20 protein-coding genes are annotated in these 20,750 nt (G+C 73.3%); 9 read left to right on the top strand and 11 right to left on the bottom strand.

Going from position 1 to position 20,750, the window contains the following annotated elements; all coding sequences use genetic code 11:
- Positions 1 to 118 precede the first annotated feature (118 nt).
- The 3 genes from ACWDYJ_RS33040 to ACWDYJ_RS33030 form a co-directional block, all read right to left on the bottom strand.
- Positions 119 to 1,138, bottom strand: a complete 1,020-nt coding sequence (locus ACWDYJ_RS33040; RefSeq protein WP_451569289.1) for a lytic polysaccharide monooxygenase — start codon at positions 1,136 to 1,138, stop codon at positions 119 to 121.
- A gap of 206 nt (positions 1,139 to 1,344) precedes the next feature.
- Entirely contained in the window at positions 1,345 to 1,827 is a 483-nt protein-coding gene (locus ACWDYJ_RS33035) for a DUF402 domain-containing protein (RefSeq protein ID WP_451569288.1), read from the bottom strand.
- Positions 1,824 to 2,774, bottom strand: coding sequence for an N-acetyltransferase family protein (locus ACWDYJ_RS33030; RefSeq protein ID WP_451569287.1), 951 nt, complete (start codon positions 2,772 to 2,774; stop codon positions 1,824 to 1,826). The genes ACWDYJ_RS33035 and ACWDYJ_RS33030 overlap by 4 nt, the downstream gene beginning before the upstream one ends.
- Positions 2,775 to 2,845: 71 nt before the next feature.
- Here ACWDYJ_RS33030 and ACWDYJ_RS33025 point away from each other — a divergent pair, with 71 nt between their 5' ends.
- Complete coding sequence (locus ACWDYJ_RS33025) at positions 2,846 to 3,238, top strand: GntR family transcriptional regulator (RefSeq protein ID WP_451569286.1); 393 nt, start codon at positions 2,846 to 2,848, stop codon at positions 3,236 to 3,238.
- Between the two features lie 54 nt (positions 3,239 to 3,292).
- Here ACWDYJ_RS33025 and ACWDYJ_RS33020 read toward each other — a convergent pair whose 3' ends face one another.
- Positions 3,293 to 4,390: a DUF5925 domain-containing protein gene (locus ACWDYJ_RS33020; RefSeq protein WP_451569285.1), complete on the bottom strand. Its 1,098-nt coding sequence runs from the start codon at positions 4,388 to 4,390 to the stop codon at positions 3,293 to 3,295.
- A gap of 206 nt (positions 4,391 to 4,596) precedes the next feature.
- Between ACWDYJ_RS33020 and ACWDYJ_RS33015 the strand changes: the two genes are divergently transcribed.
- Entirely contained in the window at positions 4,597 to 5,403 is an 807-nt protein-coding gene (locus tag ACWDYJ_RS33015) for an SGNH/GDSL hydrolase family protein (RefSeq protein WP_451569294.1), read from the top strand.
- An 8-nt stretch (positions 5,404 to 5,411) separates the two neighbouring features.
- On the opposite strand, the gene ACWDYJ_RS33010 is transcribed toward ACWDYJ_RS33015, so the two are convergent.
- Entirely contained in the window at positions 5,412 to 7,103 is a 1,692-nt protein-coding gene (locus ACWDYJ_RS33010; RefSeq protein WP_451569284.1) for a serine/threonine-protein kinase, read from the bottom strand.
- Between the two features lie 261 nt (positions 7,104 to 7,364).
- Between ACWDYJ_RS33010 and ACWDYJ_RS33005 the strand changes: the two genes are divergently transcribed.
- The gene (locus tag ACWDYJ_RS33005) at positions 7,365 to 7,634 is read left to right on the top strand and encodes a hypothetical protein (RefSeq protein WP_451569283.1); all 270 of its coding nucleotides are present in this window, start codon (positions 7,365 to 7,367) and stop codon (positions 7,632 to 7,634) included.
- Positions 7,635 to 7,715: 81 nt separating this feature from the next.
- Here ACWDYJ_RS33005 and ACWDYJ_RS33000 read toward each other — a convergent pair whose 3' ends face one another.
- The 3 genes from ACWDYJ_RS33000 to ACWDYJ_RS32990 all read right to left on the bottom strand — a co-directional run bounded on the left by ACWDYJ_RS33000 (position 7,716) and on the right by ACWDYJ_RS32990 (position 10,758).
- Positions 7,716 to 8,918 (bottom strand): CaiB/BaiF CoA transferase family protein, encoded by a 1,203-nt coding sequence (locus tag ACWDYJ_RS33000; protein ID WP_451569282.1) that lies wholly within the window; start codon positions 8,916 to 8,918, stop codon positions 7,716 to 7,718.
- A gap of 86 nt (positions 8,919 to 9,004) precedes the next feature.
- Entirely contained in the window at positions 9,005 to 9,793 is a 789-nt protein-coding gene (locus ACWDYJ_RS32995) for an ABC transporter permease (RefSeq protein WP_451569281.1), read from the bottom strand.
- Positions 9,790 to 10,758, bottom strand: coding sequence for an ATP-binding cassette domain-containing protein (locus tag ACWDYJ_RS32990; protein ID WP_451569280.1), 969 nt, complete (start codon positions 10,756 to 10,758; stop codon positions 9,790 to 9,792). Before ACWDYJ_RS32990 ends, ACWDYJ_RS32995 begins: the two co-directional genes overlap by 4 nt.
- A gap of 73 nt (positions 10,759 to 10,831) precedes the next feature.
- Between ACWDYJ_RS32990 and ACWDYJ_RS32985 the strand changes: the two genes are divergently transcribed.
- Positions 10,832 to 11,557 carry a TetR/AcrR family transcriptional regulator gene (locus ACWDYJ_RS32985; RefSeq protein ID WP_451569279.1) on the top strand — a complete coding sequence of 242 codons (726 nt, stop codon included), beginning with the start codon at positions 10,832 to 10,834 and terminating at the stop codon, positions 11,555 to 11,557.
- Between the two features lie 9 nt (positions 11,558 to 11,566).
- On the opposite strand, the gene ACWDYJ_RS32980 is transcribed toward ACWDYJ_RS32985, so the two are convergent.
- Positions 11,567 to 12,688: a type ISP restriction/modification enzyme gene (locus ACWDYJ_RS32980; RefSeq protein ID WP_451569293.1), complete on the bottom strand. Its 1,122-nt coding sequence runs from the start codon at positions 12,686 to 12,688 to the stop codon at positions 11,567 to 11,569.
- Between the two features lie 158 nt (positions 12,689 to 12,846).
- Here ACWDYJ_RS32980 and ACWDYJ_RS32975 point away from each other — a divergent pair, with 158 nt between their 5' ends.
- Positions 12,847 to 13,017 carry a hypothetical protein gene (locus ACWDYJ_RS32975; protein WP_451569278.1) on the top strand — a complete coding sequence of 57 codons (171 nt, stop codon included), beginning with the start codon at positions 12,847 to 12,849 and terminating at the stop codon, positions 13,015 to 13,017.
- 19 nt (positions 13,018 to 13,036) lie between these two features.
- Here the strand turns inward: ACWDYJ_RS32975 and ACWDYJ_RS32970 are convergent, their stop codons facing one another.
- Both ACWDYJ_RS32970 and hmgA read right to left on the bottom strand, forming a co-directional pair.
- A complete protein-coding gene (locus tag ACWDYJ_RS32970) occupies positions 13,037 to 13,786 on the bottom strand; it encodes a GntR family transcriptional regulator (protein WP_451569277.1) in 750 nt (249 codons plus the stop codon).
- A gap of 81 nt (positions 13,787 to 13,867) precedes the next feature.
- The gene (gene hmgA, locus ACWDYJ_RS32965) at positions 13,868 to 15,190 is read right to left on the bottom strand and encodes a homogentisate 1,2-dioxygenase (RefSeq protein WP_451569292.1); all 1,323 of its coding nucleotides are present in this window, start codon (positions 15,188 to 15,190) and stop codon (positions 13,868 to 13,870) included.
- Positions 15,191 to 15,365: 175 nt separating this feature from the next.
- Here hmgA and ACWDYJ_RS32960 point away from each other — a divergent pair, with 175 nt between their 5' ends.
- The 4 genes from ACWDYJ_RS32960 to ACWDYJ_RS32945 all read left to right on the top strand — a co-directional run bounded on the left by ACWDYJ_RS32960 (position 15,366) and on the right by ACWDYJ_RS32945 (position 20,552).
- Entirely contained in the window at positions 15,366 to 17,510 is a 2,145-nt protein-coding gene (locus tag ACWDYJ_RS32960; protein WP_451569276.1) for a right-handed parallel beta-helix repeat-containing protein, read from the top strand.
- 148 nt (positions 17,511 to 17,658) lie between these two features.
- Positions 17,659 to 18,495: a hypothetical protein gene (locus ACWDYJ_RS32955; protein WP_451569291.1), complete on the top strand. Its 837-nt coding sequence runs from the start codon at positions 17,659 to 17,661 to the stop codon at positions 18,493 to 18,495.
- A gap of 77 nt (positions 18,496 to 18,572) precedes the next feature.
- Positions 18,573 to 19,889, top strand: coding sequence for a hypothetical protein (locus ACWDYJ_RS32950; protein ID WP_451569290.1), 1,317 nt, complete (start codon positions 18,573 to 18,575; stop codon positions 19,887 to 19,889).
- Between the two features lie 45 nt (positions 19,890 to 19,934).
- A complete protein-coding gene (locus ACWDYJ_RS32945) occupies positions 19,935 to 20,552 on the top strand; it encodes a TetR/AcrR family transcriptional regulator (protein WP_451569275.1) in 618 nt (205 codons plus the stop codon).
- Positions 20,553 to 20,750: the final 198 nt, after the last annotated feature.

Here is a 20,750-nt window from a genome sequence, read left to right as displayed (position 1 = left end):
GCGTCGACTCCCTCCTCCGCCTTGCGATCGCACGCACCAGGCCCCACCGGCCCCGCCCTTCGGGCGGCCGGAGCTACTTTGACGACACTCCCTAGCGGCCGTGACGGCCCTGCCCCAGCTACCGCTGGGAGGTGCCCTCGGTCGTCCGGCGGCGGGCCAGGGCGAAGAGCACGGCCGCCCCGACACCCAGGACACCGGCCCCGGCGATCGCGATCGCCGGGGTCGTGCCGCTGCCGCCCGTCTCCGCGAGGTTGGCGCCCTTGTCGCCCGCCGGGGACGGCGAGGAGGCCGGGGCCGAGACCGCGGACGCGGCGGTCTTGCCGTTCGTCTTCGGGTCGTTGTCCCCGTGGCCGTTGTGCTCCACCGAGGACTTGCCCGTGCCGTCGGCGATCTGCTGTCCGGTCGGTGCCTTGGGCTGTTCCGAGGGCTTCGCGCCGGGCTTCGCGGAGGCGTCGGGCCGCGTGCTGGGCTTGGCGCTCGGCGTGGTGCCCGTACCGCCGTCGTCCTTGCCGAAGACGACGTCGGAGCACGTGTAGAAGGCCTCAGGGCTGTCCGAGCGCTGCCAGATGCTGTAGATCAGGTGGCGGCCGCTCTTGTTCGGGACGGTGCCGCTGAAGACGTAGTCACCGTTCCGCATGCCCGGGTCGGTGACCTTCACGAACGGCGCGGGCTCCAGGTCCGACCACTTCAGCGGCTTCGTCGGGTCGTAGCCGTCCTTCGTCACGTACAGCTCGAAGGAGCCCTTGTGGGGGGCGGTGCCCTTGTAGCGGAAGGTGTGCGACCCGGCCGTCATCGGGCCGGCCGGCCAGTCGGCGCGGGCCAGGTCCAGCCCCTTGTACTTGCCGTTGCCCGCCGAGCACAGCTGCCCGTCCGGGATCAGGGACTTGCTCTGGCCGGCGGCGTTGGCGATGTTCACCGCGTTCCAGTCGTAGAACGCCTGCACCCCGCTCGCGGCGACGGCCGCCTTGCACGCCGCCGACTTCGGCGACTCCGGACCCTCCGCGTAACAGGCCGCCACCCGGCTGACCGGGTCCGTCATCGAACCGTGGGCGGCCGCCGGGGTGACGGCGTACGCGGCCAGCGCGAGCGGCGCGAGACCGGCGACGGCGATGCGGGTGGCGGTGCGGTGTGCGGGCATTGGGTGGAACTCCTTCGGGCGCGAGCAGGGATGCGCCAGCGGCAAGGGCGGTGCGGCGCCGCCCCCCGGCGGCGCCGTTCCCGGCCCTCCGCTGGCTCAGCCAAGCTAGCCGCCCCGACCACGGGTTCCGCCCCATCGGGGCCCCCGGAGCGGATCCTTAGGGTGCGCTTAAGGAACCACTAAGCGGGCCCACAGGCAGACCGGTCCTACGGGAGCAGCGCGGCCAGGCCGGCCGGGGTCCTGGCCTGGTCGTCCAGCGCGTCGAGCGCCCGTACGGCCTGGGCGGCGGCCTCGGGATCGGACGTGGCGAGGCCGCTCTCCGCGAACTCGTCCTCGTCCAGCCGCAGGACGGACGACCCGTCCGCGGACACCCACAGGTCGAGGTCCAGGTCCTCGACGAAGATCTCGCCATTGCGTACTACAACGGGACGTGTGACATCGCAGTACCACCCCTTGAGGACGCCTTCGCCGGTCCGCACCTCCTTGACCGCATACCAGCGCGTCCGCCAGAAGTGCTCGGTGAACACGTCACCCGGCTCGAAGCGCACGAAGCCGAAGTCCCGTACGTCCCCGGCCGCCCAGGGGGCCGTCACGGAGATCCGGTCCCCGTCGTCGGCCACCTGTGCCGCGGGATAGCGGATCTTGACGCGGCCCGCCTTGGTGAGGGTGACGGTCCATCGGGTGGTCATCGCGTTTCCCCTTGCCTCTTCAAAAAGCGCGTCTCGGTCGCGCAGACCTCGTATCCGAACCACTTGTTGACGGCGAGCATCGGCTCGTTCCCGGTGTCGTTTCCGGTGAACGCCTCGGTGTACCCGGCCGCGCGGGCCCGGTGCAGGGAGTCGGTCTTCGCCAGCTTGGCCAGCCCGCGGCCGCGGAAGGCCCGCAGGGTGCCGGTCATCGCCGACGAATAGCGGGCGACGCCGTCGGTCCGCGCGGCCGAGAAGGCGGCCACAACCCCGTCGACGAGAACGACCGTGGTCAGTTCGTGGTCGAGGGTCGGGCTGTGCCAGACACCGCTGAGCCAGTCCTCGTAGTCGTCCAGTTCCACCGGTACGTCGCCCGGTTCGTCGGCCGTCGCCTCCGCGTCGGCCTCGTACAGCGGGCGCGGGTCGGCGGCGAAGGCGCTGCCGGGACGCAGTTCCACGCCGGCGGGCAGTTCCGCCGGCGGGGGGAGCGGCGGCAGCGGGCCGGTGGCCAGGTCGAGGCGCAGGAAGTGCGCGGAGCGGCTGGGACGGTAGCCGTGCCGCTCGGCGAAGGCACGGTGGGCGGGCTCGTCCAGCACCCAGGCGTACGTGTCCACCGCGCCCGCGGCCACGAGGTACTCCTCGGCCACGCGCAGCAGGCCGGTGCCGGCGCCGAGACCCCGGTGCGCGGGGTCGACGTAGAGGTTGACGTACGCCTGACCGGGCTCGCGGCTGTCGTGAGCGAGGCCCAGCTCGGCGGTGCCGACGGCCCGGCCGTCCGCGGTCTCGGCGAGGAGGACGCGGCGGCGGGCGGCGGGACGGGCGGAGGCCAGCTCGTGCATCACGCCCGCGGCAGTGGTGATCAGGAAGGGCAGCGCCGCCCGGCGCACCCGGACGACGGAGTCCGCGTCCGGCAGGTCGGCCGGGCGGACGTCGCGGATCGATACGGTCATGCGTCCGACGCTACGGGCGGGAGTGCCGGCGCCGCCTCCGAATTACCCGGCGATGGGGGAGAATCGGCCGCGTGACCTCGACGAACCTGAAGATCACCATCGACGGCTCGACCGGCTCGGCCGCCCCGTACGAGCAGCTGCGCGCCCAGATCGCCGACCGGGCCCGGTCGGGGAAACTGCCGGCGGGCTTCAAACTGCCCACCGTGCGCGGCCTCGCGGAGGAGCTGGGGCTGGCCGCCAATACCGTCGCGAAGGCGTACCGGGCGCTGGAGGCCGACGGCGTGATCGAGACCCGGGGCCGCCACGGCACCTTCATCGCGGCGGCGGGCGAGGGCGCCTCCCGGGAGGCCGCGGCGGCGGCCCAGGCGTACGCGGAACGCGCGCACCGCCTCGGCCTGACGCGGGACCAGGCGCTGGCCGCGGCGGCGGAAGCCCTCCGGGCCCGGTACGCGGCCGGCCGGTAGCCGCCATGCCGGAGGTCACCGGTAGCCGCCATGCCGGAGGTCAGAGGTCAGAGGTCAGAGATACAGGCCCGCCTCGGCGTTGTGCGGCTGCGGCGGCAGGACCGCCGCCGGGCCCGTGCCCCGCCTGAGGGCGAAGAGCTCGGCCAGGGTGGCGCCCTCGCGGGAGACGCCCTCGTCCGTGCCGAGCCAGTCCACCGCCTCCGGGTGGGTCAGCCGGCCGACCTCGATGCGGGCCAGGCAGCGCCCCGGGCGGACCACCGCCGGATGGAGGCGTTCGAGGTCCTCGTTGGTGGTGACGCCGACCAGGACGTTGCGGCCCTGGCCCAGCAGTCCGTCCGTCAGGTTCAGCAGACGGGACAGGGCCTGGCCCGCCGTGTGGCGGGCCTCCCCGCGGATCAGCTCGTCGCAGTCCTCCAGCAGCAGCAGCCGCCAGCGGCCCTTCGCCGTGCCCTCGTCCTCGCCGATCGCGATGTCCATCAGGTAGCCCACGTCGTTGAACAGCCGCTCGGGGTCCAGGACACAGTCCACCTGACACCAGTCCCGCCAGGACCGGGCCAGCGTGCGCAGCGCCGAGGTCTTGCCCGTTCCCGGCGGCCCGTGCAGCAGGAGCAGCCGGCCCGCGATGTCGTCGGGGGTGACCTTCATCAGCCGGTCCATCGCCGCGGCCACCGGCGCGGTGTAGTTGGGCCGCACCTCGGGCCAGGTGCCCGCGGAGATCTGCCGGGTCGTGCGGTAGGGGCCGCGGCGCGGGGAGACGTACCAGAAGCCCATCGTGACGTTTTCCGGCTGGGGTTCGGGTTCGTCCTGCGCCCCGTCCGTGGCCTCTTCGAGGACCAGGGCGGCCAGTTCGTCGCTGACCGCCGTCACGGTCACGTCGGCGCCCCGGCTCCAGCGCGAGACGAGCAGCGTCCAGTCCTGGCCGGCGGCGAGCGTGGCGCTGCGGTCGCTGTCGCGCGCCGAGCGCAGCACCGTCGCCCCGGCCGGCAGCAGGGTCGCTTCCGGCTTCACCCGCTCGATCGTGACGCTCTGCGAGTACGGCTGCTCGCCGGAGGCGAACCGGCCGAGGAACAGCGCGTCGACGACATCCGATGGTGAGTCACTGTCGTCGATATTGAGCCGGATCGGCAGTGCGTCATGCGGGTCTGCTGGCATGGCGCCCATGATCCGGCACGAACTGCCCCCGTGCACGCCTGTTTCGCCGGATCGGGTGGCCGGGTTCCCTCTTCAAACACATCGCGAGTGAAGATTCCCGGCGTAACCTGCCCGGAACATTCTTGGCATGAACACTTCCAGAAACCTCCGGCTCCTTGTACCAAGAACTCAGGAGTAACCCCCCACAAGGAGCCGCACCCATGAGCATGAAGCTGTCGCGTTTCGCAGCCCTGACCTCCTCCCTGTTACTCGCCGCGGGAGCCGCCCTGTTCGGCGCGGGCCAGGCGTCCGCCGCCGCCCAGGCCGACTTCGGCTACGTCGCCCTCGGCGACTCGTACTCCTCCGGCGTCGGCGCCGGCAACTACGACAGCGGAAGCGGCAACTGCAAACGCACCACTCGGGCCTACCCGGCCCTGTGGGCCGCCGCCCACGCCCCGCAGACCTTCTCCTTCACCGCGTGCTCGGGCGCCCGTACCGGTGACGTACTGGCCAATCAGCTCGCCCCGCTGAACTCCGGCACCGACCTCGTCAGCATCACCGTCGGCGGCAACGACGCCGGATTCTCCGACGTCATGACGACCTGTGTGCTCCAGTCCGAGTCCACCTGCGTCAACCGCGTCAACCAGGCCAAGGCGTACGTCGACTCCACCCTCCCGGGCCAGCTCGACCAGGTCTACAACGCGATCGACGGCCGCGCACCGGCCGCCAAGGTGGTCGTCATCGGCTATCCCCGCTTCTACAAGCTGAACGGCACCTGCACCGCCGGTCTCACCGAGGGTGAACGCTCCGCCATCAACGGCGCGGCCGACCACCTCAACGCCGCCATCGCCAAGCGTGCCGCCGACCACGGCTTCGTCTTCGCCTCGGTCGCCGGAGCCTTCACCGGGCACGAGATCTGCTCCGGCGACGCCTGGCTGCACAGCGTCAACTGGCTCAACATCGGCGAGTCGTACCACCCCACCGCCGCCGGACAGTCCGGGGGCTACCTGCCGGTCTTCACCAGCAAGGCCTGAGCCGCGGCCTATTGAGCGGTGGCCGGGCTCGGCGGCGGCGTCGTCGTCGGGCCCGGCGAGCTCGGCGCACCAGGGGAGGAGGCCCCGCCCGTCGGGGTCTCCTTCTCGCACGTCACGGAGAACTCCAGCCAGGGCGAAGCCGTCCGCACCGGCTGCCGCACCTCCAGCCTGACGGCGTCGGCGCGCGTCGCTCCCGCCTGGTGGCCGAGTTCGGTGTGGAGCACCTGGCGGGTCTTCGGTCCCTCCGCCTCGTACGTGAGGCTCTGCCAGCCCGGCCCGGAGGCCTCGCCGCCGCGCGTGGCCCAGCGGTACTCCAGCACGGCGGGCGTACGGGCCACCTCCAGCGTGCCGGTGAAGGAGGGCGCGCCGACGGCGGGCGGCGGGCAGCTTCCGCTGTAGGTGTCGCGCAGGGCGTGGGCGTACACGGTGACGCTCTGCGCGGGCGAGGCCGAAGCGGAAGCCGTGACCGTGACCGAGACCGTGACCGAGGTCGAGGCCGACACCGACGGGGATACGGAAGGGGAGGTGGAGAGCGGTGCGGAAGGGCTCGCGGCGGGCGCCCCGGAGCCGCCCGCGCCCCGGCGGTCCTTCAGCAGCAGCCACCCCAGAGCGGCGATCGCCAGCAGGAGGAAGACGATCCCGAGGGTCAGCACCACCCCGGCTCGCCCCTGCCGCGGCGGCGGAGGCGAGGGTGGAGGCGGCCCGGCCGCCGGCATGGGCATCGGCATCGGCGGGGTCGCTCCGTACGGGCCGGCGTCCCGCTCCTGTCCGTGCCGGTGCGCGCCGACCGTCGGGGAGTGCGGACCCGACACCGGCCCGCCGGACGCCCGTACGGTCCCGCCCGCCCCGATGATCCGCAGCATCCGGGCGGCCTCGGCCGCGGGCAGCCGTACGTCCGGGTCCTTGCGCAGCAGCCCCTCCAGTACGGGCTCCAGCGGACCGGCCCGGCGCGGTGGCGGCAACTCCCCGTCCACCACGGCCTGAAGCGTGGCCAGCGGGGTGTCCTGCCGGAAGGGCGAGACGCCCTCCACGGCCGCGTACAGCATCACCCCGAGCGACCACAGGTCCGACTCCGGGCCCGGGTCGTGCCCCAACGCCCGTTCGGGAGCGAGGAATTCGGGGGAGCCGACCACCTCGCCGGTCAACGTGATCGCCGAGGAGCCCTCCAGGCTCGCGATCCCGAAGTCGCTCAGCACCACCCGTCCGTCATTGGCGATCAGTACGTTGGCGGGCTTGACGTCACGGTGGAGCACCCCCGCCTCGTGCGCCGAGCGCAGCGCCGCCAGCACCTGTTCGCCGATGTGTGCCGCCCGCTGCGGGGTCATGGGGCCCTCGCCCTCCAGCACTTCCGCCAGGGAGAGTCCGCGCACCAGCTCCATCACGATCCAGGGCCGGCCCTCCTCGCTCGCCACGTCGTACACCGTGACGACCCCGCGGTGCGAAACGCGGGCCGCGGCCCAGGCCTCGCGCTCCAGCCGCCGGTACATTCGGCCCACCTCGGCGGCGTCCATCCCGGCGGGCGCGCGCACCTCCTTGACGGCGACCTCGCGGCCCAGCACCTCGTCCCGGGCCCGCCACACGATGCCCATGCCGCCGCGGCCGAGCGGCCCGAGCAGCCGGTAGCGGCCGGCGATGACCCGCTCGGCCCCCGATTCCCCGGCCGCGTCCCCGCCCGCGTCCCGACCCACGTTCCCACTCACGCGAACCCCCCACGTACGTCACCGGGCGATCACTCCAAGTTAGCGCAGCGGGCGCCGACTGACCCCTGTCGCGACGCCGCTCTCCGCGCGGCTCCCCAAGTGGGCGCATTGATGCGGAGAGTGACGGTCGACTGCGCTGAGTAATCGTCAACTACCCGTAAACACAGGGGCAATTCACACCACCGGGATACCCGGGGGCGTCACGGGAACGATAGGGTTACCCTGCCCGGGCCGGGTGCCCTCGTACGGGTGGGGAGAGACATGGAACAGATAGCAATGCGCAGCAGGCCGCCTCGCGTGCCTGCCATTACCTGCGGCAGTGGCGCGACCAGCTCGCGCCTCGACCGCCACCTCGCCGTGCTGGGTGGACCCGCGGTCCCGCACCACGAGTCCGCCGAGGCGACGCTGCTGATGCGCGAGCTCACGTCCCGCGACCACACGCACGTCCAGCGGAGCCGGAGTGCGCGCGTCGCGCTCTTCGCACCGCTGCGCAGGCTGCGGCGCACGCTCTTCGGCAGCCGCCGCTCGTAACCCACCCCGTAGCGCGGCCGGCAGGTCCGGCCGCACCCCGGCCCTCGTCAGCATGCGGCGTTCATGGCGTTCCTCCCGGCCTCAGGCGATCACACCGTCCCGGCGCAGTGCCGTGATCCGCGCGCCCGTCATCCCCAGGGCGCGCAGCAGGGCATCGGTGTGCTCGCCGAGGGCGGGCACCGCTCCCATCCGCGGCCGCGCACTTCCCGGCAGCCCGATCGGCGGCAGGAGTGCGCGCAGCGGGCCCGCCGGTGAATCCACCTCCCGCCAGCGGTCGCGCGCCGCCAGCTGCGGATGCCCGGCCAGCTCCGCCACCGAGTTCAGCCGTGCGCAGGCGATCCCGGCCGCCTCCAGCCGGCCGAGCGCCTCGTCCGCCCCGAGCCGGCCGAGCGCCTCGGCGACCGCCGCGTCGGTCTTCTCCCGCCCCAGCGTGCGGGCCGCGTTCGTCGCGTACGCGGGATCCTCGGCCAGTTCGGGCCGTTCCAGCACCTGCCGCGCGAGGCGCTGCCACTCGCGGTCGTTCTGCACCGACAGCAGTACGCGGTCCCCGTCGGCCGTCGCGTAGGCGTCGTAGGGCGCGATCACCGTGTGCGCGAGGCCGGTGCGCGCGGGCTGCTCCCCGCCGTGCATGGTGTGGTGCAGCGGGTGCCCCATCCACTCGGCGAGCGAGTCCAGCATCGAGACCTCGACGGGGCCGCCGCGTCCGGTGGTGCCGCGGCGCAGCAGTGCGGCGAGCACCCCCGAGAAGGCGTACATGGCCGCGGCGATGTCGGCCGCCGGGATCCCAGCCTTCACGGGCCGCTCCGGGGTGCCGGTCACCGACACCAGCCCCGCCTCGCACTGCACGAGCATGTCGTAGGCCCGCTTGTGGGCGTACGGGCCCTCGGCGCCGTAGCCGGAGATGTCGACGGCGATCAGCCGGGGGTAACGGGCGCAGAGCGCGGCGGCGTCGATCCCCAGGCGGGCGGCGGCCCCGTGCGCGAGGTTCTGGACGAAGACGTCGGCGCCGTCGAGCAGGCTGTGCAGCACGTCGAGCCCGCGCGGGTCCTTCAGGTCGAGCGTGAGGGACTCCTTGCCGCGGTTCGCCCATACGAAGTGCGAGGCCAGGCCGTGGGCGGTGGTGTCGTAGGCGCGCGCGAAGTCGCCGCCGTCGGGGCGCTCGACCTTGATCACCCGGGCGCCGAGGTCGGCGAGCTGGCGGGTGGCGAAGGGGGCCGAGACGGCCTGTTCGACGGCGACGACGGTGATGTCGGCAAGGGGGAGGGGCTCGGTGTCGGTGTCCATGACACCGATGCCTATCCCGCGGGATACCGGCCTGTCACCACACTGGACGCAAGTCTTCCGTTTCGTGGGCGGTTTGTGGTCGTACGTCAGCCCTGGCCGCGCGCGAATCTGCGCGTGGCCAGCGGTACGAACAGGCCGAGGAGCAGCGCCGACCAGAGCAGCGCCCCGGCGACCGGATGCGCGGCGGGCCAGGCGGCGCCGGCCGCGGCTTCGGCCCCCGTGTTCCCGCACAGTTCCCGTACGGCGGTGGCGACCGCGCTGATCGGATTCCACTCGGCGACCGCGCGCAGCCACCCGGGCAGCCCGGCGGTCGGCAGGTAGGCGCTGGACAGCAGGGGCAGGATGAACGTGGCGCTGCCCAACTGGCCGGCGGCCTCCTCGCTCTTGCTCAGCAGTCCGAGGTACGTGCCCACCCACGCGGTGGCGAAGCGGAACAGCAGCAGCACCCCGAACGCCCCCAGGGCGCCGGGCAGCCCGTTCTCGATCCGCCAGCCCATCAGGAGCCCCACCAGCATCAGGGGCACCATCGACACCGCCGTGGTCAGCAGATCGGCGGCGGTCTGTCCCAGCGGTACGGCGGTCCGGCTCATCGGCAGCGTCCGGAAGCGGTCCATCACCCCGCGGTGGGCGTCCTGCGCGGCGGTGAACATACCCGTCATCAGGCCGTTCGCGGCGGTGGCGGCGAGCAGGCCGGGCACCAGGAACTCGCGGTACTCGGAGCCCGGCATGGCGAGCGCGCTGCCGAACACGTAGCCGAAGAACAGCAGCATGGTGATCGGCATGGTCTGGGTGAGGACCAGCAGGGCCGGGGCGTGCCGGGCCTTCTGGAGCTGGCGGGTGAGGACGGCGCCGCCGTCCGACAGCAGGGTGCTCATGCGGCGTACTCCTTGTCGGGTCCGGCCTCGCGGACCTGGGTGAGGCGCAGGAACACCTCGTCGAGGGTGGGCGGGCGCAGGCTCGCGTCGGTGACCGGGACCCCGGCCGCGTCGAGTTCGCGGATGACGCGGGGCAGCGTCAGCCCGGCGTCGAGCACGGTCACGCCCACGGTGAGCCGCACCTCGTCGAGGGCGGGCCTGCCGCCGGTGAGCTGGTCGAGTACGACGGCCGCGCCCGCGAGGGCGTCGCGGGCGGCGACGGTGACCTCGGCGTAGGAGCCGATGCGGCCCTTGAGTTCGGCCGGGGTGCCGGTGGCGATGGCCCGCCCCTGGTCGACGACCACGATGTCGTCGGCGAGCCGGTCCGCCTCCTCCAGGTACTGGGTGGTGAGCAGCACGGTGGTGCCCTCGTCGGCGAGGGCGCGCACGGCCGCCCAGATCTGCTCGCGCGCCGCCGGGTCCAGGCCGGTCGTGGGCTCGTCCAGGAACAGCACCTGGGGTCGTGTGATCAGTCCGGCGGCCAGGTCGAGGCGCCGGCGCATGCCACCGGACCAGGTCGAGGCCACCCGGTCGGCGGCCTCGGCCAGCCCGAAGCGCTCCAGCAGTTCGTCGGCTCGGGCCCGCCCCGCCGGGCCGCGCAGTCCCGTGAGGCGGGCGAAGAGCCGGAGGTTCTCGCGGCCGGTCAGGTCCCCGTCGACGGAGGCGTACTGGCCGGTGACCCCGATGGCGCGGCGCACGGTGGCCGGATCGCGGGTCACGTCGTGTCCGGCGACCAGGGCGCGGCCGCCGGTGGGCGTGGTGAGGGTGGTCAGGACCCGTACGGCGGTGGTCTTGCCCGCGCCGTTGGGGCCGAGGAGGCCGCAGACGGCGCCCTCGGGCACGGCGAGGTCGAGGCCGCGCAGGGCGTGTACCTCCCCGTACTCCTTCTCCAGACCCTCACTAAGTACAGCGTACGTAGTTGTCATGTGCGGCACCCTACATGACTACGTACGGCGTACGTAACTAAGATGGTGGCGAGACGACGAGGTGATCCGAGCGATGACAACCGGCGGGCGACCCGCTGAACCCGAAGTGATCTGGACCCGCCCCCAGCGGGCCGGGCGCGGGCCACGGCCCGCGCACAGCCGCGACTCGATCGCGGCCGAGGCCGTGCGCATCGCCGACGCGGAGGGCGTCGAGGCCGTCTCCATGCGGCGCGTGGCGGCGGGAATCGGTGCCGGGACCATGTCCCTGTACAACTACGTCCCGCGCAAGGAGGACCTCTACGAGCTGATGGTCGACGCCGTCAGCGGCGAGTACGACCTCACGCCGCCGACCGGCGACTGGCGGGCCGACCTGCTCGCGCTGGCCCGCCGGACGCGGGAGCTGATGCACCGCCACCCCTGGCTGCCCCGCCTGCTGAGCCCGGTCTACGGCTTCGGCCCGAACGCCCTGCGCTACCTGGAGCACAGCCTGGCCCTCTTGGAGCCGCTGGAGGTCGCGGACAGCGAGAAGCTGGAGCTGATCGCGGCCGTCAACGGCTCGGTGGCGGCGTTCGTCGCGGGCGAACTGGCCCTGGCCGAACGGGCCAGGTCCCTGCCCTGGAGCGAGGCCGCCGAACAGGGCGTACGGACGGCCTGGCTCGGCTCGCGGCTGGCGACGGGGCAGTACCCGCGCCTCGCGGCGGCGCTCACCCCCGGCGATCCGGTCCCCGGCGCGGGGCTGGACATGGACGCGGTGTTCGACCGGTCGCTGTCGCGGCTGCTGGGGGCGTGGGGTTCGTAGGGACCGGGCCTAGAGCAGGGCGAACTGGCCGCCCGGACCCTCCTCCCGGTGGTCCAGTACGGATGCGGGCCGCCGGGTCCAGCGCGGCGGCGGAAGCACCCCGGCGGCGGCCAGCTCGGCGGCCGGCAGCAGCGGCCCGGGCGTGAACGCCGTCCGCTCCGGGGTCAGGTCGGCCAGCAGCGCCAGGGTCGTCACCAGGGCGAGCAGCTGCGAGGTCCAGGCCTGCGGCCACTCGCCGGGCCCGATCGCCTCCAGCCCCGCGGCCCGCGGATCGCGGTGCGCCGCCCGGGCGGCGAACCAGGCCTCCAGTACCCGCGCGCCCCGCGCCTCGTAGGCCCAGGCGCCCGGCGGGACGGGGGAGAGCACCCCGTCCCCGAGGGTCAGGGTCTCGCTCTCCGGGTCGTACGAGAGCCCGTGCGGCCAGGCCGTGACCGCCGAGCGGACGTACGGCCGCCGCCCGCCCGGCAGCCGGGGCGGCTCCCCGCCGCGCGCCCCGCCCAGCTGGACCGTCAGCATCCGGTGGCCCAGCCGCAGCCCGGCCCGCCAGTGTTCCGGGTCGGCGGCGAGCGGGACCTCGTGGCCCCGGGGTCCGGGCCTGCCCGCGGTGAGGATCCAGCACAGCAGGTCCTCGGGGGTGACCCGGGCCCCGTACCGCGCGCCCAGCAGGGCGAGCAGGCCCGGTGCGACGTTGGGCTCGGCTCCGCCCGGACGCCGGTGCAGCGGGCGGATCCTGCCGAGCCGGCCGGCCGGGAGGTGGGCCGTGACCAGCGGGCCGGGGGCCTCCACCAGGAACAGCTGCCGCGTGTCCCGGACCCGCCACAGCTCCGGCCGGGCCGCGTCGATGAGCCGCTGGTCGGGCAGCAGCCACTGCTCGTCGAAGGGGGCGTGGAGCACCCGTACGGGGTCCGGGAAGGGGCCGGGCGCATCGGCGAACCGGGCCGTGGCGCCGCGCTGCCCCGGCAGGGCGGCGGCGCCGGACGTGGGGGTGCGGGCCCGGGTGGGGCGGAACAGCCGCTCCCGCTCGGACCCTCCGGCGCCGGTCAGCGCCGTCCAGCGGGCGCGCAGGGTGGCGGCATCGGGCGCCGCGACCCAGTCCCGGCCGAGGCGCAGGCCGCCCACGGCCCAGGGCATGAGATCGTCCAGCAGCGGGTCCGGCGACGGTACATCAGCGCTCACCCGGCAGATGGTAGCGACGGGTCGCCGGGGCCGGGCCGGGTCCCGGCCGAAGCGTTACGCTCCTTATGTACGCATTCACGCGGTATGTACCCGTACCGACCGAGGAGCGGGCCATGAGTCAGTACGACGAGTACTCGACGCCGTCGCAGGCCGAGGGCGAGCGGCTCGAAGAGGACATGGACGAGAAGCAGAAGCAGCAGCGGCACCCCCAGACGGCGCGCACCACCCCCTCGCAGGCGGAGGGCGAGCGCATCGCGGAGGAGGAGCAGCGCAAGAAGAAGTAGGACGAGGCCGGACGCGGGTTCAGGGTGCGTCGACGGTCACCGTGAAGGAGAACCGGTCACCGCGGTAGCGGATCCGGGCCACATCGACCACCCGCCCGTCCACGTCGTACGTCACGCCCGTGTAGTGCAGGATCGGGCTCAGCAGCGGAACCTGGAGCAGCTCGGCCGTCACCGGGTCGGCGAGCCGCGCCTCGACCGTGTCCGTGATCCGGCTGATCCGTACGCCGACCACGTCACGCAGCACCTTGGTCATCGGCCAGCGCACCAGATCGTCGAGGTCCACCGCCTCGGCGAGCTCCGGGCGCACCGCGTTCTCCGCCCAGTTCGTGGGCTCGCCGCTCTCGCCGTCGTGGCGCAGCCTGCGGTACGTGACCACCTCGGCCGTGTCCGGGAAGTGCTCCAGCAGCTCCCCGGACACCGGCGTCCGTTCCCGGCCGAGAATCGTCGTACGCTCACCCGACTGCTGGGCCACGATCGCGTCCACCGAACCCAGCAGCCGCACCGGGGCCCCGCGCCGCGCGCCCGGCTCGATGAAGGTGCCGCGCCGCCGGTGCCGGCTGATCAGGCCCTCGGCCTCCAGTTCCTTCAGGGCCTGGCGCATCGTCAGCACGCTCACCCCGTAGTGCTCCGCGAGCTGCTCCTCGGTCGGCAGGCGCAGCGAGGCGTCCGGCGTGCGCCCGAGTATCGAGGCGCGCAACGACTGGGACACCTGGTACCAGAGCGGCAGCTTCCGGTTCAGGACCAGGGAGTCGGGGGCGAAGGCGGTCACGGGTGGTTCTCCGTACGGCTGGCCGGCAGGGCTTCGAGGGTGGCGCGGGGTGGGGTCGCGGGGCGGGGTCGCGGGGTGGGGTCAGGCGCGGAAGTGCCGCTGGAGACCCTGCCACACGTCGTCGTATCCGCGCTGCAGATGATCGGCGTCAGCCGCCTGGGAGGTGGCGGTGATCGGCCAGCGGGTCTCGAACATGAAGGCCAGGCCGCCCTCGATCTTCTGCGGCTTCAGCTCCGCGGCGCTCGCCCGGTCGAAGGTCTCCCGGTCCGGGCCGTGGGCGGACATCATGTTGTGCAGCGAGCCGCCGCCGGGCACGAAGCCTTCGGCCTTGGCATCGTAGGCGCCCTCGATCAGGCCCATGTACTCACTCATGACGTTCCGGTGGAAGTACGGCGGGCGGAAGGTGTCCTCGCCGACCAGCCAGCGCGGGGCGAAGACGACGAAGTCCACGCCCGCGAGCCCCGGGGTGTCGGAGGGCGAGGTCAGCACCGTGAAGATCGACGGGTCGGGGTGGTCGAAGCTGATCGAGCCCAGGACGTTGAAGCGGCGCAGGTCGTAGACGTACGGGACGTGCGTGCCGTGCCAGGCCACCACATCGAGCGGGGAGTGGTCGTAGGTCGCGGACCAGAGGTTGCCGCAGAACTTGTTGACCACCTCGGTCGGGCGCTCACTGTCCTCGTACGCGGCGACCGGGGCCCGGAAGTCGCGCGCGGCGGCGAGACCGTTGGCGCCGATCGGGCCGAGGTCCGGCAGCTCGAAGGGCTGACCGTAGTTCTCGCAGACGTAGCCGCGCGCGGCCCCTTCGCCGGTGTCCAGCGGCTCGACGCGGAAGCGCACCCCGCGCGGGATCAGCGCCACCTCGCCCGGACCGGCGCTCAGCAGGCCGAGCTCGGTGCGCAGCAGCAGGCCGCCGCGCTCCGGGACGATCAGCAGCTCGCCGTCGGAGTCGCTGAACACGCGGTCCGTCATCGGGGTGTTGGCGGCGTAGAGGTGGATGGCCATGCCGGTGCGCTGGGTGGCGTCGCCGTTGCCGCCCAGGGTCCAGAGGCCGGCCAGGAAGTCGGTGCCGGGGGCCGGGTCGGGCAGCGGGTTCCAGCGCAGCCGGTTGGGGTCCGGGGGTACCTCGGTGAAGGGCGCCGTGCGCAGGGCGCCGTTGTCGACGCGGGTGAAGGGCGGGTGCGCGGCCGAGGGGCGGATCCGGTAGAGCCAGGAGCGGCGGTTGTGGGAGCGCGGCTCGGTGAAGGCACTGCCGCTGAGCTGCTCGGCGTAGAGGCCGAGTGCGGCGCGCTGGGGTGAGTTCCGGCCGAGTGGCAGTGCTCCTGGAACGGCTTGCGAGCTGTGCTCGTTTCCGAAGCCGGTGAGGTACTCCAGCGCCTGCGCCGTCTTCCTGGCCTGCTCACTCATGGCCTGCTCACTCATGGGCTGCTCCACTCCTCGAAGGAATCCTATGGCTGACAGTAGGATTCCGTGGCCCTCGCGTCAACGGCGGCTCGTGGCCGAACGGGGCGTGGAGGCTTCATCGGTCGGATTCGCGCAGAGGGGGATCCCAAAAGATGAACATTGCTCTACTCTCTCGCGCATGTCGTGGACCCGCAGGTTCCCTGCCGTGCCGGCGGCGCTCCTCGCCGCCCTCCTCGCCTTCCTGTCCCTCCTCGCCGCCGCGCCCGCCGCCCGCGCCCACGAGGAGCGCCCCGTCACCTTCCCCGACGGCACCGGATCCGTACCGCAGTACCGCGCGACCGAGCCCGACCTGCTCGTCTGCAAGACCGACAGAGCGGCCTTCGAACGCCGCGTATCCGCCTTCCCCACGGAACTCAAGCAGCGCAACCTCGCCCTCTACGAGCGCTGCGAGACCAGCGGCTACCGCCACCTCCAGCAGGCCGTCGACGCCGTCGACCGGCCGGGCATGAACATCGCGATCCTCCCCGGCCTCTACGAGGAGGAGCCCTCGCTCGCCCCGCCGACGGGGGAGTGCACCGAACTCAAGGCCCCCAACTCCTCACTCGGCTACCAGATCCTGTCCTACGAGCAACAGGTCCGCTGCCGGCACAACCAGAACCTCGTCGCGATCCTCGGCAAGACGAACCTGCAGGTCGAGGGCACCGGCGCCGCCCGCACGGACGTCGTCATCGACGCCAAGTACCAAAAACTCAACGGCATCCGCGCCGATCAGTCCAACGGCGTCTACTTCCGCAACTTCACGGCGCAGCGCACCACCTTCAACTCGCTGTACGTCCTCGCGGGCGACGGCTTTGTCATCGACGACGTACTGACCCGCTGGAACGACGAATACGGCTTCCTCACCTTCGCCAGCGACCACGGGCTCTACAAGAACTGCGAGTCCTACGGCAACGGCGACTCCGGCATCTACCCCGGCAGCGCCTCCAACATCAACGAGGGCCGCGGCTACGACGTGCCCCGCTACTCCATCGAGATCACAGGCTGCCGCAGCCATCACAACATGGTCGGCTACTCCGGCACCGCGGGTGACTCGGTGTGGGTGCACGACAACGAGTTCGACCAGAACATGGGCGGCGCCTCGATGGACAGCGCCTTCCCCGGACACCCCGGACTCCCGCAGAACCACGCCAAGTTCGAGCGGAACCTGATCCACGACAACAACCAGGACTACTACGGCTTCGTCGCCGACGGCACCTGCGCCAAACCGCCCGTCGAGCGCGGCTACGAGCGGGGAGTGGTCTGCCCGCAGATCTCCATGCCCCCCGGCACCGGCATCATCACCGCGGGCGGCAACTGGAACCTCTACGAGAACAACTGGGTGTACGGGCACCGGCGCGCGGGCTTCTTCCTCAGCGCGGTCCCGGCCTTCATCCGCGGCGAGGAGAAGTGGTCGAAGCAGGCCGACACCTCCCACCACAACCGCTACGCGGGCAACATCCTCGGCAAGGACCAGGCAGGCGCCTCCCGGCCCAACGGCTCGGACGTCTGGTGGGACGGCCAGGGCAGGGGGAACTGCTGGCAGGACGGACCCGACGGCTCGACCCCCGGCACCCTGCCGCAGTGCGGGACCGCGCGCGGCGACGTCACCGGCGCCTCGGCCCGCCTGGTGGGCGAGCCGGTGAAGCTCACGCAGCTGCTGGTCTGCGCGGACTACAGCGTCCAGGCCCGCAAGCTCCCGGCGGGCTGCGACTGGTACGGCGCCCGGGGCCTGGAGCGGGTGGAGACCCAGATCGCGCTGGCGGTGGCGGCGGTACTGCTGCTCGTCGGCGGGGTGCTGTGGTGGCGCAGGCTGCGCCACTCCCGGCTGGGCACGGTGGCAACCCTGCTGGGCCTGGCCGGCCTGGCCCTGGACGTGGCCGGCTCCACGATGCCCCTCGTGGACACCTTCGTCCCGGCGCTCGCCCTGCTCCTGCTCGGCCTCTGGTGGACCGGCGCGGGGCTGGTCCTGCGGGCGGAACGCCCCTGGCTGGCGCGCCTCACCCTGCTCCTGGGGGCCCTGACGCTGCTGGACGCCTTCGACAAGGCCGTCCTGATGATCCCCTGGATCCCGCTGAGCCCCGCCTGGGTACGGGCCCTGGTCGTGGTGGTGTGGACGCTGTGGGCCGTCGTCGCAGCGGCCCGACCCGGCCCCGCCACCCCGGCCCGCCCCTTCGGCCCCGACGACGACCCGGCGGGCGACCGTGCCCCCGTCCCGGCGGGCCCCTCCCCGTCCCTGAGCGTGGCGGCCACGCCCGACCACCCCGCAGCGGGATCCGCCTCATGACGCCCCCGCCCGCCCCGGCGGTGGCCCGTCCCCCCACCGGAGGTGCGCGGTGACCGTTCTCCCTGAGGACCGCATCCGGTGCGACGCCTGCGGGGCACCCACCCGCGCCGCCCGACCGCCCCGCCGGACCGCCCGCACCGCGGCCCTAGTGGCCCTTCTCCTGCTGCTCGCGGGCGGGGCGGCGACCGGCTGCGGCGGCCGGGCCACCACCCACCACAAGCCCGGCACCACCCACGAACAGGCCTCCGGCGCGGTGGGCACCCTGCTGGCGGCCCAGGACGGCAGCGGTCACCACCTGCGCGAGGTCCCGGCCCGGGGCGCGCCGGAGGTGCGGCTCACCGCCCGCCCCGACTCCGAGGACGGCTGGAACCTCCAGCTGGCCGTGACCAACTTCCGCTTCACCCCCGACAGCACCGGCGGCGCCGCGCTCCCGGGCGCCGGCCACGCCCACCTGGAGCTGGACGGCCGCAAGCTGGCCCGGGTGTACGGCACCTGGTTCCACCTGCCCGCGGCGCAGGTACCGGAGGGCGCGCACACCCTGACCGTCCGCCTCTACGCGGACGACCACACCGCCTGGGCCGTCACCGGCAAGCCGGTCGAGGCGGGCATCCCGCTGTCGGCCGGCCCCCCGGGGCAGGCCGCCCACAGCCACCCCGCCCCCACCCCGACGGGCAACACGGCGTCACCCCCGACAACCCCGACACCGCCGGGAGCCCCGCACGCCGACCGGACCGTCACCCTCGCCGTCCGGGACGGCAAGGTGGTGCCGGCCCCCGGCCGCACCGAGGTCAAGCGCGGCGAGCGGGTCGCCCTGCGCGTCACCAGCGACCGGCCGGACACCCTGCACGTCCACGGCTACGACAAGGAACTCGCCCTGGCCGCGGGCCAGGAGGCCACCCTGGTCCTGACCGCGGACCGCACCGGCCTCTTCGAGGTCGAGACCCACGAGTCCCGCCTCGTCCTGACCCAGCTCCTCGTACGGTGACCCCCGGCGCAGGTACGGCGGCCCTGCGCCAGGTGGCCGCCGGCGGGACGGGGCCGGGCCCGGGGCCCGGCCAGGGCGTGGTCCTTCACCCGCCCGACCCGGCGACCCTGCTCGCGCACGGGATCGGTTCCCAGCACGATCTGCCGATCTCTCCCTTCTACGCCTTCGCCGGAGCCTTCACCGCACTGTTCCTCTCCTTTCTGACACTCGGCCTGCTCTGGTCCGTCTCCCGCTTCCGCGGCGACCGCTCCGGTCTGGCCCTTCCCGCCGGGCTCCAGCGGGTGGCCGACGCGCCGGCCACCCGCACCGCCCTGCGCGGGCTCGGCCTCGCCGCAGCCCTCGCCGTACTCCTCCACCTCCTCCTCGGTCCCGACGATCCCGCCCGCAATCCCGCTCCGGGAGCCGTCTACGTCCTGCTGTGGGTCGGACTCGTCCCCGCCTCCCTCCTCCTCGGCCCCGTCTGGCGCCTGCTCAACCCGCTGCGCACCCTGCACCGCCTGCTCACCCTCGCCGGAGCCCGTGCCCGGGGCCGCCGACCCGGGCCCGGCCGCCCCCTGCCCGCCCGGGTCGGCCAATGGCCCGCCGCCGTCGGGCTGTTCGGCTTCACCTGGCTCGAACTCGTCGCACCTGATCCCGCATCCACCACCACCCTCCTCATCGCCCTCGCCCTCTACGCCACCGCGCACCTGCTCCTCGCCGCCCGCTTCGGCGAGCGCTGGTTCACCGACGCGGACGCCTTCGAGGCCTACTCCGACCTCCTGGCCCGGCTGTCGCCGCTCGGCCGCCGCAGCGACGGCCGCCTGGTTCTTCGTAACCCCTTCCACGGACTCGACGCGACGCCCGAGCGGCCCGGACTCGTCGCCACCGTCTGCGTCCTTCTCGGCTCCACCGCCTACGACGGCTATGCGGACGACCCCTCCTGGATCAACGCCATTCAGACCTCCCCCCTCGGCCGCACCCCCACGGCCACGCTCGGACTGCTCGGTTCCATCGCCCTCGTCGCCACCCTCTACTGCCTGTGCGCGGCAGCCACCCGCCTCGTCAGCGGCCCGCACCCCGGCCCCCTGACCGCCTTCGCGCACTCACTCGTACCGATCGCACTCGGTTATCTCATCGCCCACTACTTCTCCCTCCTCGTCACCGAAGGACCACGCACAGTAAGCATGGCAGTGGGCACTGACAACGGGTCCGAGCCCAGTCCTCCCTTGGGTTCCGGCGGTCTCGCCGCCCTTCAGGTCATCGCCGTCGTATCGGGTCACGTACTGGGTGTGATCGCCGCCCACGACCGTTCCGTACGCCTCTTCCCGCCCGCCAAGGCCGTTGCCGGGCAACTGCCGCTGCTGGCCCTGATGATCACGTACACGATCGGCGGGCTCGTCCTGCTGCTCAACTGAACCGCCGACCCCGGACCGCCGGACCGAGAAGCCAGGAGGGGCATCATGGACCTCGTGCCTCCCGCCCACTCCCTGCGCCGGACCCCCGTCCAGCAGCGCAGCGCCGACCGCCTCGCCCGGATCCTCGACGCCTGCGCCGAACTCCTCGACGAGACCGGGTACGAGAACCTCAGCACCCGGGCCGTCGCCCTGCGCGCCGGGGTGCCCATCGGCTCGGTCTACCGTTTCTTCGGCAACAAGCGGGCCATGGCCACGGCCCTGGCCCACCGCAATCTCGACCGCTACGCCGACGGAATCCAGGAGCGGCTCGCCATCCTGCCCGCCACCCACTGGCGGCCCGTCGTGGACGCCGTCCTGGACGAATACCTGGCCATGAAGCGCAGCGTCCCCGGCTTCGCCCTCGTCGACTTCGGAGTGCCCGCGCCCGCCGAGGGACCGGCCGCCGACCCCAACCACCTGGTCGCCACGCGCCTGGCCGAACTCCTCTGCGCGCACCTCGGCCTCACACCCGATGCCACGCTCGGGCGGGCGGTCCTGGTGGCCGTCGAGGCGACCGACGCGCTGGTCCAGCTGGCCTTCCGGGCCGACCCCGCCGGGGATCCCGACATCGTCGCCGAGACCCGGGCGATGATGCACGCGTACCTCGCGCGCGTCCTGGACTGACCGGGCGGCGCCCCTCGCCCGGCCCCGGCGCCTCCGGGCGGCCCCGGCGCCGACCGCCGTCTGCCGCAGACCCCTCCCCAGCCTCCCTACCGGTCGGTATGCTCGGTGCGCCCGCGTGCCCGTGCCGCGTCGTGCGCATCTACCGCGACAGCCTCGGCCACTGGTACGCCTCGTTCGTCGTGGAGACCGAGACGCGGC

The sequence above is a fragment of the Streptomyces sp. NPDC003042 genome, assembly GCF_053591315.1.
Note: the sequence above shows the minus strand (reverse complement) of the source record. Positions and strands in the feature narration are given on the sequence as shown.